This is a genomic window from Grimontia indica, from assembly GCF_000333895.2.
GTDB classification, from domain to species: domain Bacteria; phylum Pseudomonadota; class Gammaproteobacteria; order Enterobacterales; family Vibrionaceae; genus Enterovibrio; species Enterovibrio indicus.
The window spans coordinates 53,778-68,584 of the sequence record NZ_ANFM02000034.1 but is presented as its reverse complement, the minus strand read 5'-3'; the positions used below and the strand labels follow the sequence as shown (position 1 = coordinate 68,584).

Below are 14,807 nucleotides of genomic sequence, written 5' to 3'. Positions count from 1 at the left end.
ACCATGATTCCTTCATTGCCCACCAACCGGCCACTCTCACGCATTTATCAGGGATATATTGCTCTATTTTTTGTGTTCCTGATGTTGCCCCTTGTTGTTGTCGCCGTGTTTGCATTTAACGATAGTCTGTTTCCGTCACTGCCTTGGAACGGCTTTACCCTTTCCTGGTTTTTTGGCGACAGCGAGCCAAAGGTAGGCATATTCAACGACAGGGAACTGACCGACGGTATTGGCGTCAGTTTGTTTGTCGCTATTGCGGTGACAGTCTGTTCACTTTTTCTGGCTACCACCAACGCCTTTCTGTTTGAGCGCTTTGACTTTCGCTTTAAAGGGTTTTGCTATGTGTTGCTGTTGTTACCGCTGGTGATCCCTGGCGTGATTTTAGGGGTATCGATCCTTTTGATGAGTAGCACCATCGCCAATGGCATCGAAGACAGTATTGGGTGGGATATTGAGTGGATGCGGCCAGGGTTAGTCTTGGTCGTGTTAGGCCAATTTGCGTTCATCACCACCATCTGTACTTTGGTGATTGCAGCGAGATTACGGAAATTCGATATCAGCCTGGAAGAGGCCGCTTTGAATTTGGGCGCCACCAAAATGGAAGCGGTGGTCACTATCACCCTGCCATTTTTAAAGCCCGCATTGATTGGGGCGGCGATCATTGCCTTTTTGATGTCCTTTGAAAACTTCAACACCACACTGATGTTAGTCGGCTCGGATGCACCGCTAACCATTGCCATGTTCGACCGCCTACGAGAAGGCTCGACGCCTGTTATCAATGCCGTGTCATTGCTTTTGATGGTCGCTTCGGGTCTTTTGGCACTCGCCAGCATCTGGTTTTCATCGAAGTCAGCAAAAACTGATTAGCTGGAGCAACAAGGTTTTGAAAACAAAAACAGCAGCTGTATATGGCTGCTGTTTTCAGTTTTGTGTGGCAACTAGGTGCGTCCGTACACACGCACACCCGCCGATGAGTTTTTCGACTCACCGAAAACTTCCAGCTTCTTCACACAACGTTTGTACGGCAGTTCGCGCCAGTCAGTGGTGTCATCTTCTTTGATATTTCGGTAAAAACGGAACGTCTTGGTGTCGCCGTTTTTAAACGTCGCCACGACCTTTCGCAAATACATATCGCGGTCGGCTTTTACCTGAATAGCATCAACGCGGCGACAAACCAGCAATGGAATGGGTGCACCGTAATCAGTGTTTTCAAACACAATCGTGCGACCCAGCGTGATGTCGTCATCTGCCTGTGCTGTTGCACTCGCACCCAATAAGCCCAAAGACAGACAAACCACAGAAAACCAGGATTTCATTTTCATCTTTCAATCTCTCAATATCGGCCCGTCGCCGAAGGACGCGGAGTGTAGCGCCCAACTGGAGATGAAAAGACAGGGGAGTGTTAATTTTTCAACGGTGAGAGTGTGGCTAACTGGATTAACGCAACGACCGTACTTTTCGCTCCAGCAGTTTCCGGGAAGCGTCGTTTGGTGCTGTCTCAATCGCTTGCAGGTATGCCTCATGAGCGCCGCTGAACTCGCCAAGCTTCTCCAGCACATGGGCGCGAGCCGCGTACCAAGGTTGATAGCTTTTGAGCTTGGGTTTCAGCTCATCCATCTTTTGTAAAGCGAGTTCAGGTTGACCGGTTTCAGCCATGGCCACAGACCAGTTCAGTGCGGCTACGGGTGTAGGTTCAAAGTGCCAAAGCGCTCTGTAGAGAAAAGCTATCTGCAGCCAGTCTGGTTTAGGTCGCATCATGTGACAGTCTGTGATGGCGGCTTTGATTTGAAAAGGCCCAGATTGCCCACGCTCGATGGCATTTTCAAGGATACCTCTCGCCTCTGTCACCGCATCACTTAACCAAAGCGTGTCGTTTTGCTCTTCGACTGGCACCAAAGCCCCCTCAGCGTCGATTCTTGCAACCCGCCGGGCATCGGTCAGCAGCATCAAGGCAAGCGCACCCTCGATTTCCGGATCATTCGGGCAAAGGTTGCGCAAAAGACGCATCAGAAAAATGCCTTCTTCACATAGGTATCTCGGCCCCTTGTCTTCTGTGACATAGCCAGTGGTGAAAATCAGGTATATCGTGGACAGCACTGTGTCCAGCCTGTCCGTCCATATCCCTTTTTCGGGAACAGAAAAGCTGATGCCTTTGGACCGAATCTTCGCTTTGGCTCGGGACAAGCGCTGTCCCATTGTCTGCTCATTATCGAGGAAGGCTGCTGCAATCTCCCGGGTCGTTAAATGGCAAACAGTACGCAGCGTCAACGCAACGCGGGACTTTTCCTCAAGCGCAGGATGGCAACAGGTGAAAATCAATCGCAGGCGTTCGTCGGGGAAGACTTCCGCAACATCTAAACCCGCTTGTTCTTGTGAGTCTTGGGCGACTAAATCGAGATCGTTTTGTCTCTGAGATTCGCGTTGGGAGGAACGGATTTGATCTATCCCTTTGTTCAGCCCCACCTTCATCAGCCAGGCAACCGGATCGCGCGGAATACCTTCTTGGCTCCAATGCTTGAGCGCAGAAATAGATGCTTCCTGCAGCGCATCTTCGCCCAATTGGAAATTTCCTAATCTGGCAATCAACCCAGACAAAATCCGCCCCCGATCGCGGCGTAATACCTCATCAATGAGATGACCTACCGCGATAGCTTTGGGGGCGGCGTTCTTCATCTGTCAGCTCTCTTGATCAAAGACCAACAAAGGCCGCACCTCAATGGTGCCAAAGTGGGCGACAGGTATCATCTCGGCATATTTCAAGGCTGCATCCAGATCCGCAACGTCCAGCACGTAATAGCCGCCTAAGTGCTCACGGGTTTCCGCAAAAGGACCATCCATAATTTCCACCTTGCCGGACTTTATCCGTAAAGACGTCGCTGTTTCGATATCTTGCAGCCCTTCACCACCCACCAGCACCCCATCTTTCTCATAGGCTTCACTGGTTGCGGCAAACGCGGCCATCATTTCATCGAATTCCGGCGTCCCGTATTGAGGCTCTTTATCCGGTGCAGCGTAAAGCAGTAGCATGTATTTCATTTCCAAATTCCTTCTTTAATGATGGTTCTCGCTACAAGGACGATCCCAACCCGCAATTTTCGACATGTATGGGAAAAAAATTTTGTCACCTGCTGCTCAAAAGATTCGCTTAACTTCGGCATACTCACCGCTGGTGCGTAATATCACCATAACAGTGTGGTCATTGCGATTACGGAAAAACCAGCCATGGTTGCCCGTGAATGCAGCCGTTAACACACCTTGATCTTCGATCGCCCCGCGACCCTTTTCATAGCTAACCGCATGGCCATTCCCATCACCATGTGCGTCAAAATTCACAGCTCCACCTTTGGCTTTCCATTCAAATATCGCTTGCTCTCCCTTATTCATCATCAGCTTCACTTCCGCCCCTTGTCCGGGTTTAAGTGCCAACAGCACCCGATCTTTCCAGACGGGTTTTTCGCCCTGAAACTCGGTGATAGCAGGTGTTTCTACTTCCTTGATATCTGACGTGACACTTAAGCTATTGGTGGCTTTATCTGCTGCTGCCTCTTGGGCTAACTGCGTTTTGATATCACCCATCTCTTTAAGCCCTAACACCCGGCCAATACCCGTTGGGTCAATGCCATACTCCGCAGGCAAAATCACTGTCACCAGCAAGAAGATCGCGATGACAAGCGCAATCAGCGTTGAGCGGATAAGCTGTTTCGACGTGGGTAATTCTGCGCGGGTGGGCATATCGGAGTTATACATGTTGAGTTCCTTCTCTTAATGCTGCGCCACAACGTAGCCCGTTAACTGATATCCGATCAGCATAAAACCCAGGCTCATCATCACAACATTGGCGGAGTATGCATGGCGATAGAAGTGGGTATGCCGACGCCAGAACACCATCAGAATCAATATCGCGCCCAAAGCCAAGAGTTGACCAAGTTCAACGCCGATGTTGAAAGCTAATAGGTTGGGAACCAGTCCATCAGGTGAGATATCGTAATCAATGATTTTGGATGACAAACCAAAGCCGTGACAGAAGCCGAATAGCAAGGTGGCAAGTTTGGTATTCGGCTGGACGCCAAACCAGCGCTGAAAAGCACCGAGGTTATCCATGGCTTTGTACACCACAGACAAGCCAATAATCGCGTCAATGATGTAGCTGTTGATACCAATGTTGAAATAGACGCCCAGCAGCATTGTGGTTGAATGCCCCAAGGCAAACAGGCTGACATAAAGCGCTATGTGCTTTGGCCTGTAGAGAAAGAAGATAACGCCTAACAGGAAGAGGATGTGGTCGTAACCTGTCACCATATGCTTTGCACCAAGGTACATAAAAGCGATGACATGTGTGCCTGTGATTTCCTGAATGTAACCTTTGTCGCCTTCCGCGACGGCGTGCGCAAACGCCTCTGAGCTGCTGATAGCAACCAAAAACAGCAAAACTGTGCTGAGCATGGTTGAGAGCGTTTTTCTTCGCATAGTCCTTCCGCAATTGTTCTACAGGAAAAAGCAACACGTCCTTTGCTGCCTCAACGGGATGTTATTTAAACCGAAAAGCTTAGCGTCTTCATTTACCAAATGGTCAAGAAAACAACAAAACAGTGAGATCGTCGTCATTACAGTTTTTGCGCTCTCAACAGTATTGAGGAAAACTTGACCACACTCTCTATTCTTTCAACGGGCTGGCTTCTTCCAGACAAGATAGAGCACAAACAAACCGCCCAAGGCCGCAGTGACAATGCCGACTGGCAGTTCCTGTGGTGCCAGAATGGTGCGGCTGACAAGATCGCCAAGGGTTAAGATCACCGCCCCCCACAACGCAATGAGAGGCAGCGCACGCTTGTGGGTCATCCCCGAAAATGGGCGCACCAGATGAGGCACCATCAATCCCACAAACCCAACCACGCCGGTGAGTGCAACAATCGAAGCCGTACAAAAAGCGCAACACAGGAATACTTCACTTTGCAGCCTGTCAACATTGATACCCAGCGAGTGGGATGTTTGCTCGCTGACAAGCAAAGTATCCAACTCCCGGTATCGCATCAGAATCAGAACCACCAAGCAGAGCAAGCCCGCAGCAGCAAAAATCAGATTATCCCAACGGGCTAAACCCAGTCCGCCCATCGTCCAAAACAAAATTGAGCTCGCAGCACGTTGGTCACCCGAGTAGATAAGAAAGCTGGTCACAGCACCAAACAAAAAGGAGATGGCCAACCCACACAGAACAATGTTGTTGTCACCTTGCTTTTTCTGGAGGGAAAAGAGCATCAGTACCGCAGCGGCTGAGACAATTCCCCCCGCAAATGCAGCAATAGGCAGAGACCATATCCCAAGCGCATCACCGATCTTGGTAATCACCAATACCGCCCCGGCCGACGCGCCAGACGATAAGCCAAATAGGAAAGGATCCGCCAAATCATTGCGTGTGGTAGTTTGAAGCAAAGCACCCACCAAGGCTAAACCAGCGCCTGCAATCAGTGCGAGTATGGCTCTGGGTAACCTCAAATCCATCAGGATACGGCTTGTTATGCTGGCATCGTCTTCGTTGAACGAGATCAAGCCTTCAAGCACTTGTCCCAAGGAAAGCGGTACAGTTCCAAACTGCAAACTCAGCACAAAAGCAATCAGCATGGCACTGATTCCCAGTAGCCATGCTGCGCGATATTTGTTGATTCCTGCAATCAATCTAGGTGCTTTCTAGGTTATTGCGGATAGAAGGCCTGAGCGAGCTTTTCGATTGCCTGAATATTGGCGGGTCCCGGCGTTAACTGCTCATAGCGCAGCTTCACATAGCGACCATCCTTTACCGCATTGGTATGTTTCATCAAAGGGTGTTGTTCAAGGAAGGTTTTCAATGAATCTGCGCCACTGGCGGTTTGATAATCTAAAAGGATAATCACATCAGGGTTTTCTGTCGCGACATGTTCCCATGACGTTCTGGCCCAGCTGGTTTCCATGCCATCAGTGACATTTTCCCCACCCGCCGCTTTGATCATTGCGCTAGGCATCGCGAATTTACCCGCGGTGAATGGCTTGTCTTCACCGGAATCAAACAGGAAGACCTTAGGCGCTTTATTTTCTGCGTTGCTTTGAGAAGTGACCGTTTTCATTTTGGCTTGCCAGGCTTCCACCAAAGCTTCCGCTTCATCCTGCTTATCAAAAATCACACCCAGCTTTTTGATGTCATCATAGAGCAACGCCATACTGGCGCCTTGCTCCAGCTTATTGGTGTGAATACAGCTTTCCGAGAGCACAAGGGTGTCGATGCCATAAGGTTTTAGGGTTTCCGGAGTCACTTCGCCACCGACTTTCATCCCGTAGTTCCAGCCGGCAAAGAAGAAGTCGGTTTTAGCCGCAATCAGGGTTTCCAGCGAAGGATACTTGGGTGCCAGTTCAGGAATGTCGCCCAGTGCTTTTTCAAAAGAAGGAGACATCTTGTACCAACCTGTAATGCCTGTCACACCCACCATGCTGTCTTCCAAGCCAAGAGCAAAAGCCATCTCCGTCATGTTGATGTCGTGAAACACAGCAGCATTCGGGCGCTTTTCAATTGTCAGTGGACTCCCACAGTTATCGACCGTGACCGGATATTCCGTGCTTTTGGCATTAGCGATGGCGATGGGAAAAAGGAAGAACAGCGTCGATGCGACTGACCACTTCATTGTGCAGCTCCTATTAATGGCATGGCTTAATGGGACGGTGCGGCTTCAAAATGATGCACCATGTTGTTGATTTGGGGATGGCTGAGTGGAAATACACGAAGACCAAAAACGGGGGTAATGAATGCGTCCTGCAACACCTCGTTGGGGGACGCGCAGGTCACCATTTTCTGCCCGGCCATCAAAATCACTTTGTCCGCAAAAGGCGCGACCAGAGGTAAATCATGCAGCACTGCAATCGACGCGATGCCGCGCTGTTTAATCAAGTCGAGCAGCTCAAGACGCGCCAATGGGTCAAGGTGATTGGTAGGCTCATCCAGAAGCAAAAGCTTGGGTTCCTGAGCAAATGCGCGGGCAATGCTGGCACGCTGTTTTTCACCCCCGGATAGAGAGCCGAACAGGCGATTTTCTTTGGCAGACAAACCTGTGTCATGAATGGCTTGTTTGACGGCACGTTGATGCTCTTTTTCAGTGCAGCAGAAGGTATGTGGCACCCGACCCAAACCGACATATTCACTCACACTCAACCTTGGGTCGACATGTTCATGCTGGGCAACCACCGCCACTCTTTTCGCCCGGTATAAGCGATTCAGATTTTCTTCAGCGCAGCCTTCAAGCCAGAGTTCACCCGCCACTTTCCGGTATTCACCTGTGATGGCTTTAAGCAAACTCGATTTCCCACTGCCATTAGGCCCGATAACAGCGATGCATTCGTTTGCGGAAACAGAAAACGTCACGTCAGACACCGCGCGCCAACCTGAGAGGCTATCAGCACAGAAGTCAGCCAATGAGAGTATGGGTTGATGAGTTCCTTTCATCTTATGCCCGCGGATTAAATTGATATGTTATAACATAACATTTATATAAGTAGACTTGTCAATAGGCAGGAAAATGAGTCTTTCCGAGCGTCATAAAAGAGAGAATGGCAGCGCCCATTCCCAGAAAAGTTGAAAGGAACAAAGCCGCACAAAAGTACGTTGAGAAAAGAGTCTTTCAGGTTAGCTCATGGTAATGGTCGGCCATCCTTGCACCACCTGACCACCATGCGCGCAACCGTCTCCCATTCTCACCACGGCTTTTCCGTTAATTTTCACCAAAGAGGAGCCTTGCTTCAGGTCATCAGGCATACCTACACCGGTGCAAATTGCCTTGCCTCCGACCACTGCGACAGGAATACCATTGACCTTCACTAGCGATTGGCCAGCATCGATGATTGGACCTCCCACATGAGGAACTGGGCCGGGTTCTACCTTGGGGCAGACGTGCATATGGCCAAGTAAAGAAACAGGTTTACCCATAGCAATACCTCATTGATATAATTGAAGGTTTGGGTTCACATCAATGATCGCAAACCCTCTCGATGTATCCAAAACAACATCAATCAGTAAAGGTTGTTCAAGTTGCGCCACATGATCCCCAAGGCCGAGCCACCACTTCTTTATCGCTTCTCGGTAACCGGCTTGAAAATCTTGCCGTTGCCGATAACAACGAGCGTCCAATAATGCCCCTCCGGAAACTGCCAGTCGGTATTCAGAACGCGCAGAAAAGTCATGATACGGAAACAAATACAGCCTCGGTGTTACCTGGTCTGCGACATACGCATGAAGTACCTGAGCCATTCGGTCCGATAGGTTTGTCAGCCAGCACGATAGCACTTCATTTTGACTTTCTGGGTGAAGCAACCCTTTGGGCAGCATTGCCATTCCAACGCAATCTTTCCAACTCACTACGCCTAATTTGGGTAAGTAATCTTGGGGCTCGATGATGCAATCAGCCGTAAATCTCACCGCCCTTTTAGGTAGCCCCGAAAGACGGCGGTAACTCGTATTGTTCGAAAGCCCTGCTAACAAAATCTCACTTGAAACCGCCAGTGTCGCTGCCGGTTGCTGAAAATAATGACGCTGGAAAACATCGGGAAGATTTCCATATTCTGTCGCGATGATTGCTGTTGAACATTTGGCGATTTTTTCCAGCTGTTTCATCGAATCATTTCGTCAGGGATATTGAAAGCAGGCTCCTCAACCGAGTCATTCTCTACAATCTTTAACAGCAAATCTGTCAGCGACTCGGCAATTAAAACAAGGTAGTCACTGTCTTCAAAAGCTCCCCATGGCTTCAGATTGCTGAGAAAGTAGATAAAGCCAAATCGCTCGTCACAAAGATCCATCACTAAAAAATCACCGGAAATAGAATCCGCAATGATCAAACTTTCATCCGGGATTCTTCTGTCTTCACCATCATCAGAGTACATTTGGGTGACAACAAGTGCTGAGTCGGCAGCCAGGAATGCAGAGAGAAAAGATAGCGAAATTCCACTCAACTTGAGATGAACTCTTTCATCTTCGAAGCTACGCATCCCATAGCTTTTCATAAACCATCGATAATCCTTCGGTAGCTTACGATTCAGAAACGTTTCAAGCGCGACCAGCTCTTGCTCCATTGCACAATAAACGTCTTTCGTTTCACACTCTTCGGCTATTGGACTCCAAGAAATATCTTTACATAGCTGCTCAATCACATGATTGGAATCAGACACTGCTCCCACCCTGAGCCACGATCAATTCGGCTTCTTCATACGTCACCAGACTTTCAAGCCAGTCTTCGAAGCTAATGGCAATCAAGATGATGGAATCATTTCCCTTGTCTCCCCATGCATTCTGGGTAAACCGCCAATGCCACAAAGAGCCATAATGTTTCTCCGCCAAGTTCATCAGAAGGTAGCCATTGTCATCGGCCAAGCTGTCAGCAATGGGGATCATGGTGGGTGGGATCAACGCGGCATCCGTTTCCCAGAAATCAGGCAGTTCCTCGTTCAACTCAAACAGCGTATCTTCAATATCATCCACGTTGTAAATGAAGTTATGCGCCACAAAACCCGGCACACTGCGTTCACCTACATCCAACATATAAACGCAAAAGTTCTGTTCAAGGTCATTAAAACTACACGCGCCGTATTCTGTCAGAAAAGATTTGAACCCCTCTGGTAACACAACACCATGCTTGGCCTCAAAATCCGATATTGCTTCTTGAGAAGACAAACGGTCACCCAGGTCTTCCGTGCTAACTATTTCCTGCTTCCAAAACGACAACAGTTTCTCTTTGTTCATTTGCGTCTCCTTGTGAAACAGGTGTTGGTTGGCTGATTTCAGTTGGGTTCATATTGGACAATCTTTTCCAACAGCTCGGTGAATGAGTCAGCCAAAAGCACAAGTCCTTCGTAATTGTGTCCAGACCAGTCTTTTTCGCCTTGATAGCCATTCATGTACCAGACTTTCCCGTAGTTATTCTCGGAGACATCAAGCAACAATAAGTCTCGGGAAATGGAGCTTTCCATCACCACTAAATTCGGTGGGATGCGGGCGTCACCATCATCATCGACATCGCTTGCCATCATGGTGAATGTCAATACATCAACGGCATCCCGAAACCAGTCTAAAAATTCCAGCGATATACCGTTCACTCTGACTTCAATTCTCTGATCCTCAATCAAGCGTCTCCCTACATTTCTGAGGAACCATCTGTAATCTTGGGGTAACTTGGTATTGAGAAATGCTTCCACTGCTAGCACTTGTTCTTCAGTCGAACAAAACAGCTCGGGTGTTTCCCCGTCCTCAGCATCAATAGACTTCCAAACGATTTGCTGACTTAGTGTCTCAATGTTCGACGGCATATCTTTCCTCATTAATTCGTCGCTAGAACGCATCCGTGTCCATGATTGAACGGCTACCTGTGTGGCTTGCTTTGGAGTGTAGCTTGGAAGGGACATAACCCAGCGTACCATCTTCAAAATGGTGTAGAGTCCAATCTTTACCGGGAGCCGTGATCCCCTGTTGCTTCAACAATGCGCTGTCAGTTGCGACGTTGTTGCTCAAATCAGTAACTCTCACCCTGCCATGAACGTGTTTGTCCTTAAATACAGGAAAACCATCCTGATAATCGATTGATTTAACCTGACCACCAGGCGGGTTTGGAAGGTCCACAGGTTTGTTAAACGTCAGTTTCCCTGAGCCAAAATTCGGGCTTTTCGGGTCATTGGCACCGGGTGGATTCCATGTTCCTTTTCGGTTAGATGGCATTTTGTGTTTGCGCTTAAATTGCTCGCATTTTTTGCACTTGAAGGCCCTTTTACGCGCATCAATCATTTGAGCTCTGGCTTTTCTCAGCGCTTGCATCCTAGCTTTCATCACCTGTGTAGCGGACAAGACGCTTTCATAAGACTTGGTCATCGAGGCGACATTGTCGAACTTCTTAAACATCAGCCCGACCAGTCCCTGAACCTTGCTCCCATATTTGGCAAACTTAGCAGGCTTTGCCAGTGCATCCCCCGCATAAGGGATCATAGAAACTAATGACAAACCGGCTCCGAGCCAGTCCCCTTTTGCCGCCGAAATGACGGCAGAAATCCCATCACTTGCCGGTGTCGGGTCAAAAATCCCTGTGATATCTGTGATGATCTGCGGGTTGTTTTTGGCAATCTCTCCCGCTTCTTCCCATAGCTTTTTGTCTCTGGCTTCTTCTAACAAACGCGTATATTCGTTACTCATGACGCCCCCTCACCCTCAGGCCACCAATCCTTGTATTTTTCTGCGCCAGCACGTATCCAGACTTCCTCAAAGTCATCAGACAGCAGCGTATCGAACTTTTCTTCTGTGCTGGATGATTGGGATAACACCTGATGTATGGAGGGTTGTAGATGAAACTGGGGGTTGATCGTCCACATCAGGTTAATGAAAAGCCGCATATGGATAAGGTCCAGAACTTTGTAAGTAAAACAGTGCTCTATGCCCTGATTAACCATGGCTCGGACAAACCCTTTTGGATAGAAGTGCACCGTTTCGACTTCTTCATACTCCAGGTATTCAATCAAGTCATCGATCAGTTCGTCGCGATGGGCGAACAACGGATACTGAAGCTGCTCCTCGGTGAAAAACCAAGGTAGAGACGGGTCATGTTCTTCGGTTTTTAATCCCGGAAGTGGGTAAATGCCTGAATCTTCAATGTTGCCAGATACCGACCAGTTCATGGTCGCGTCCGCATTCAGCGTGTACGTGAAGAAGCCCTCTTCCCCTTCCTCAGCGTAAACACTGTTCATGGCGCTGAAAAACTCACGTCGCTGTCCTTCTGAAAACACAGGTAAATAACGGTTCAGCGTATTGGCATCGTAAAACCGGAAATAAACCAACTCCCCACTCGGCTCGACGACCTCTTTGACCCTTTGAAGTTTGGTGAAGAGGCTGTCTATCCCCTGATTGCTAACAAAGTACAGTGCCTGCTGTTTGCCAAAGGTTTCTTTGAGTAGCCAGTCAAAAAGCGGCTCTCCATGAAGAATTTCAGCTATCCAGGGAGATTCTTCCTGAAATTCTTCTAAATCTTCCCCGACAAACAGGCAACGATGACGCGTCGACATGCCCTGAACCGCGGCGATGAGCTGCTCGTTGTGTGAAGGGTCGAGAAGGACATAAAGGCGACATTCTTCACTTTGATTTTTGGCTTTGAGTAAGGATGCACTGAGGGTTTCTGTTACTGTCATTACCCTTTCCCCTTGGTGCATTTTTCTTTAAATGGCTTGTCCTCTTTGTCGCCACCGCCCGCACTCGAAAAATCAATTGCGTTGCCTTTGATTTTGACTTGATTGCCCTTAATCAAAATGCCGGATGCATCCATTTCAATCATGGCACCCTTTGTACTGAGCACGATTTTCTCCGCTTGAACGACGTATTTCTTGGTGTTGGAGTGAATCGATTTACCCGCAACAATGGATTTAATCGTCCCAACTTGCTCTGCGCTAACCAACGCGACCGATTCATTTTTTGCCCCTCCGACGGTCACTTGATACGCACCGCCCACCGTAAGTGTGCTGGCTATCCCGACCGTTTCAGTCAAAAAGCGGTTGACCTTGATGTGTTGATCATTGCCGACACTGATCTTCTGGGTATCACCGATTTTTACCGTTTCGTTATTCTTAACGTCCCTTTGCCTGTCATTACCAACAATGTCACCTTCGTTGTTTTCGATAACACGATTAACATCCTTCTGAGCATGGACATAAATCTCTTCTTTGCCTGACTCATCTTCGAAGCGCAGCTCGTTAAAGCCATCACCTTTGTGGGTTTGCGTCCGCAACACAGTCTGTGTTTTATGTGCTGGCAATGACTGTGGAACAAGGTTGGCAGCGTGATAGGTTCTTCCCGTTACAATCGGCTGGTCCGGGTCTCCTTCTAGAAAACTGACAATCACTTCGTGACCGATCCTCGGTACACTCACAGCGCCATAGCTCGCCCCTGCCCAGCCCTGTGCCACACGCACCCAGCAACTGGAGTTTTCGTTCCATTCCCCCACTCGGTCCCAAGGAAACTGGACTTTGACCCGCCCATGTTCATCACAGAAGATTTCTTCATTGGCTGGCCCCACGACAATCGCAATTTGAGGACCATCAACACGGGGTTTGATATTCGGCATCGGACGCCAGGTTCTGGTTGCCGGAATCACCAAAGCCTCGTTGTTGTAGGTCGTTTGGCCTTCGCCCCCCGATTCCTGTGCTGCCTGAGGCTGGGTACCTATATGAATAACCCTGACACCAAGCCATTCCATGTTGACGTCAGACGCTTCTTCAGGCCCTTCAACCGTCATTTTCAGACCCGGTGAGATGGCGGGAATATTGCTTAGCAAAGAAGCGGACAGACTTTCGCGCCTCAGAGATTCAAGCCGGAACTGAGTGAAAGGTTTCCCCGAACCGTCGTCTTTAAACCGTCCGGGATAGTCGTAGTGTTCATAACTCGCCCGCTGAAAGCTGAGATCTGTCCCTGTGTGGCTGTGCACCAACCCATAGTCGGGTTTTTTAAAACTGTAATCTTTGAGAGTTGCACTGGACGCCCCCATTTCGCTGGAGGGTTTGAAGCTACGGATATAGGGATATTCAGCCACGCCGCCAATGTTTGGCTCGTAAGTCAGTGGGGTAGATATAGCAGATAGTACGGAGCTGTCGTCCGCAAACACCAGAGAATGCTTACCGCCTGATTGCTCAAAGAAGTAAAACATGCCCTCTTCAGCTGCCAAGCGTTCGACAAAATCTAAATCAGACTCTCGATATTGAACACAATACTCGCGGGTAGCGGGCGTGTGTGTCAGTGAGAATGCGAAATCATCAACGCCCATCTCCTCCAGCAGCGTAGAGATGATTTGAACGGCATCTGCACTTTGGAAGATCCTGCTATTCTGGCGCAAGCTCAACCGCTTCAGCGCAGGAACCAGCTCCAGAAAGTAGTAGGTTTGCGAATGACCGGTGTCCCCGCGGGTAAAACGGCTGACGATGCCATGGAATTGCCGGTACAGCACACCGTCTTTCCATACGCAAAGTAAGCCGTCTTTGTCTACCAGTTGGTCAGGCGAAACGCCTGCTTCACGGCTTACCAGCTCAACTTTTGCCACGAAGGGCGTCGAAAGCCCCTCCTCAACGGAAAAGCCAAGAACACCAAACAATGAAAGATCCAGACTGCTGGTCTGAAAAGTGAACTGTAGCCCTGTCGCGTTCGCCATCGTTAAACCATCCCTAGACGCTTGTGCGGTATCTGTTCGATGGATAACGGGTAAGCATCAACTGAGTAGACGCTTACCCAGTTTTTTTTACCCTTCGATTGGCGCTCTCCAGTCGTCGGCACCTGATGTGCCTGCGACGGTATGTTCCCAATCGATTTTTCGGTAAGCCACGGACACGGTCACTAGCTGAGTAAACTCTTTTTTCTCTAAGTCCTGACAGTGCGGCATATTGCAGTCAATATCGATGATGGTGCCGTCTGTCAAAATGGTCGAGAAAAAGTGTTCCTGCTTACCTTCTACTGATGTCCTGTACCACTTGAGTTCAATCTTCGGCAGCATTTCACCCGATGACAACGCGTTATACATGAGGGGAACCGCTTTATTCAGCGCCACGGTGAACTTGAATGGTTTGTGGACACGTTGACCTGACGGCTGACCACTTTGTGGGTCGGTGGGAACGGTCACGATGTGATCAAATGCCTGAACCAGCATTTCATCTTCATGACCTTCAACATAGATGTTACCGACAGAATCGGCGGTAAATGCACCGGCAGTGATATTGCCTTGGGTTTGACCTTCAATCGCGATATAGCATGGAGTTGGCATTACGTATTCCTTCTGCAG

General features: G+C 49.0%; 18 protein-coding genes. 1 reads left to right on the top strand and 17 read right to left on the bottom strand.

The genetic code is table 11. From position 1 onward, the window contains the following. Positions 1-3: 3 nt before the first annotated feature. Entirely contained in the window at positions 4-867 is an 864-nt protein-coding gene (locus D515_RS18525) for an ABC transporter permease (protein ID WP_002540673.1), read from the top strand. Positions 868-938: 71 nt separating this feature from the next. On the opposite strand, the gene D515_RS18520 is transcribed toward D515_RS18525, so the two are convergent. The 17 genes from D515_RS18520 to D515_RS18440 all read right to left on the bottom strand — a co-directional run bounded on the left by D515_RS18520 (position 939) and on the right by D515_RS18440 (position 14,789). Further along, a complete protein-coding gene (locus D515_RS18520) occupies positions 939-1,322 on the bottom strand; it encodes a DUF2541 family protein (RefSeq protein WP_002540672.1) in 384 nt (127 codons plus the stop codon). Positions 1,323-1,437: 115 nt separating this feature from the next. Then, positions 1,438-2,673: an RNA polymerase sigma factor gene (locus D515_RS18515; protein WP_002540670.1), complete on the bottom strand. Its 1,236-nt coding sequence runs from the start codon at positions 2,671-2,673 to the stop codon at positions 1,438-1,440. A 3-nt stretch (positions 2,674-2,676) separates the two neighbouring features. After that, positions 2,677-3,036, bottom strand: a complete 360-nt coding sequence (locus tag D515_RS18510) for a YciI family protein (protein ID WP_002540669.1) — start codon at positions 3,034-3,036, stop codon at positions 2,677-2,679. A gap of 96 nt (positions 3,037-3,132) precedes the next feature. Further along, the gene (locus D515_RS18505; RefSeq protein ID WP_002540667.1) at positions 3,133-3,747 is read right to left on the bottom strand and encodes a preprotein translocase subunit SecE; all 615 of its coding nucleotides are present in this window, start codon (positions 3,745-3,747) and stop codon (positions 3,133-3,135) included. 15 nt (positions 3,748-3,762) lie between these two features. Next, positions 3,763-4,467 (bottom strand): HupE/UreJ family protein, encoded by a 705-nt coding sequence (locus D515_RS18500; protein WP_002540666.1) that lies wholly within the window; start codon positions 4,465-4,467, stop codon positions 3,763-3,765. A 195-nt stretch (positions 4,468-4,662) separates the two neighbouring features. After that, positions 4,663-5,619, bottom strand: a complete 957-nt coding sequence (locus D515_RS18495) for a FecCD family ABC transporter permease (protein ID WP_002540665.1) — start codon at positions 5,617-5,619, stop codon at positions 4,663-4,665. 71 nt (positions 5,620-5,690) lie between these two features. Next, entirely contained in the window at positions 5,691-6,650 is a 960-nt protein-coding gene (locus D515_RS18490; RefSeq protein ID WP_002540664.1) for an ABC transporter substrate-binding protein, read from the bottom strand. Between the two features lie 26 nt (positions 6,651-6,676). Beyond that, positions 6,677-7,465 carry an ABC transporter ATP-binding protein gene (locus D515_RS18485; RefSeq protein ID WP_002540663.1) on the bottom strand — a complete coding sequence of 263 codons (789 nt, stop codon included), beginning with the start codon at positions 7,463-7,465 and terminating at the stop codon, positions 6,677-6,679. Between the two features lie 180 nt (positions 7,466-7,645). Beyond that, positions 7,646-7,945 (bottom strand): PAAR domain-containing protein, encoded by a 300-nt coding sequence (locus D515_RS18480; protein WP_002540662.1) that lies wholly within the window; start codon positions 7,943-7,945, stop codon positions 7,646-7,648. Positions 7,946-7,954: 9 nt separating this feature from the next. Next, a complete protein-coding gene (locus tag D515_RS18475; protein WP_039850300.1) occupies positions 7,955-8,629 on the bottom strand; it encodes a hypothetical protein in 675 nt (224 codons plus the stop codon). Beyond that, positions 8,626-9,183 carry an SMI1/KNR4 family protein gene (locus tag D515_RS18470; RefSeq protein WP_232314488.1) on the bottom strand — a complete coding sequence of 186 codons (558 nt, stop codon included), beginning with the start codon at positions 9,181-9,183 and terminating at the stop codon, positions 8,626-8,628. Before D515_RS18470 ends, D515_RS18475 begins: the two co-directional genes overlap by 4 nt. Further along, positions 9,176-9,754, bottom strand: a complete 579-nt coding sequence (locus D515_RS18465) for an SMI1/KNR4 family protein (protein ID WP_002540658.1) — start codon at positions 9,752-9,754, stop codon at positions 9,176-9,178. The genes D515_RS18470 and D515_RS18465 overlap by 8 nt, the downstream gene beginning before the upstream one ends. A gap of 38 nt (positions 9,755-9,792) precedes the next feature. Beyond that, positions 9,793-10,317 (bottom strand): SMI1/KNR4 family protein, encoded by a 525-nt coding sequence (locus tag D515_RS18460; RefSeq protein WP_039850299.1) that lies wholly within the window; start codon positions 10,315-10,317, stop codon positions 9,793-9,795. Between the two features lie 22 nt (positions 10,318-10,339). Continuing rightward, a complete protein-coding gene (locus tag D515_RS18455) occupies positions 10,340-11,191 on the bottom strand; it encodes an HNH endonuclease (RefSeq protein WP_002540656.1) in 852 nt (283 codons plus the stop codon). Beyond that, entirely contained in the window at positions 11,188-12,177 is a 990-nt protein-coding gene (locus D515_RS18450) for a DUF4123 domain-containing protein (RefSeq protein WP_002540655.1), read from the bottom strand. The genes D515_RS18455 and D515_RS18450 overlap by 4 nt, the downstream gene beginning before the upstream one ends. Then, the gene (locus tag D515_RS18445) at positions 12,177-14,183 is read right to left on the bottom strand and encodes a type VI secretion system Vgr family protein (protein WP_002540654.1); all 2,007 of its coding nucleotides are present in this window, start codon (positions 14,181-14,183) and stop codon (positions 12,177-12,179) included. Before D515_RS18445 ends, D515_RS18450 begins: the two co-directional genes overlap by 1 nt. Before the next feature lie 87 nt (positions 14,184-14,270). Continuing rightward, the gene (locus tag D515_RS18440) at positions 14,271-14,789 is read right to left on the bottom strand and encodes an Hcp family type VI secretion system effector (protein WP_002540653.1); all 519 of its coding nucleotides are present in this window, start codon (positions 14,787-14,789) and stop codon (positions 14,271-14,273) included. Positions 14,790-14,807: the final 18 nt, after the last annotated feature.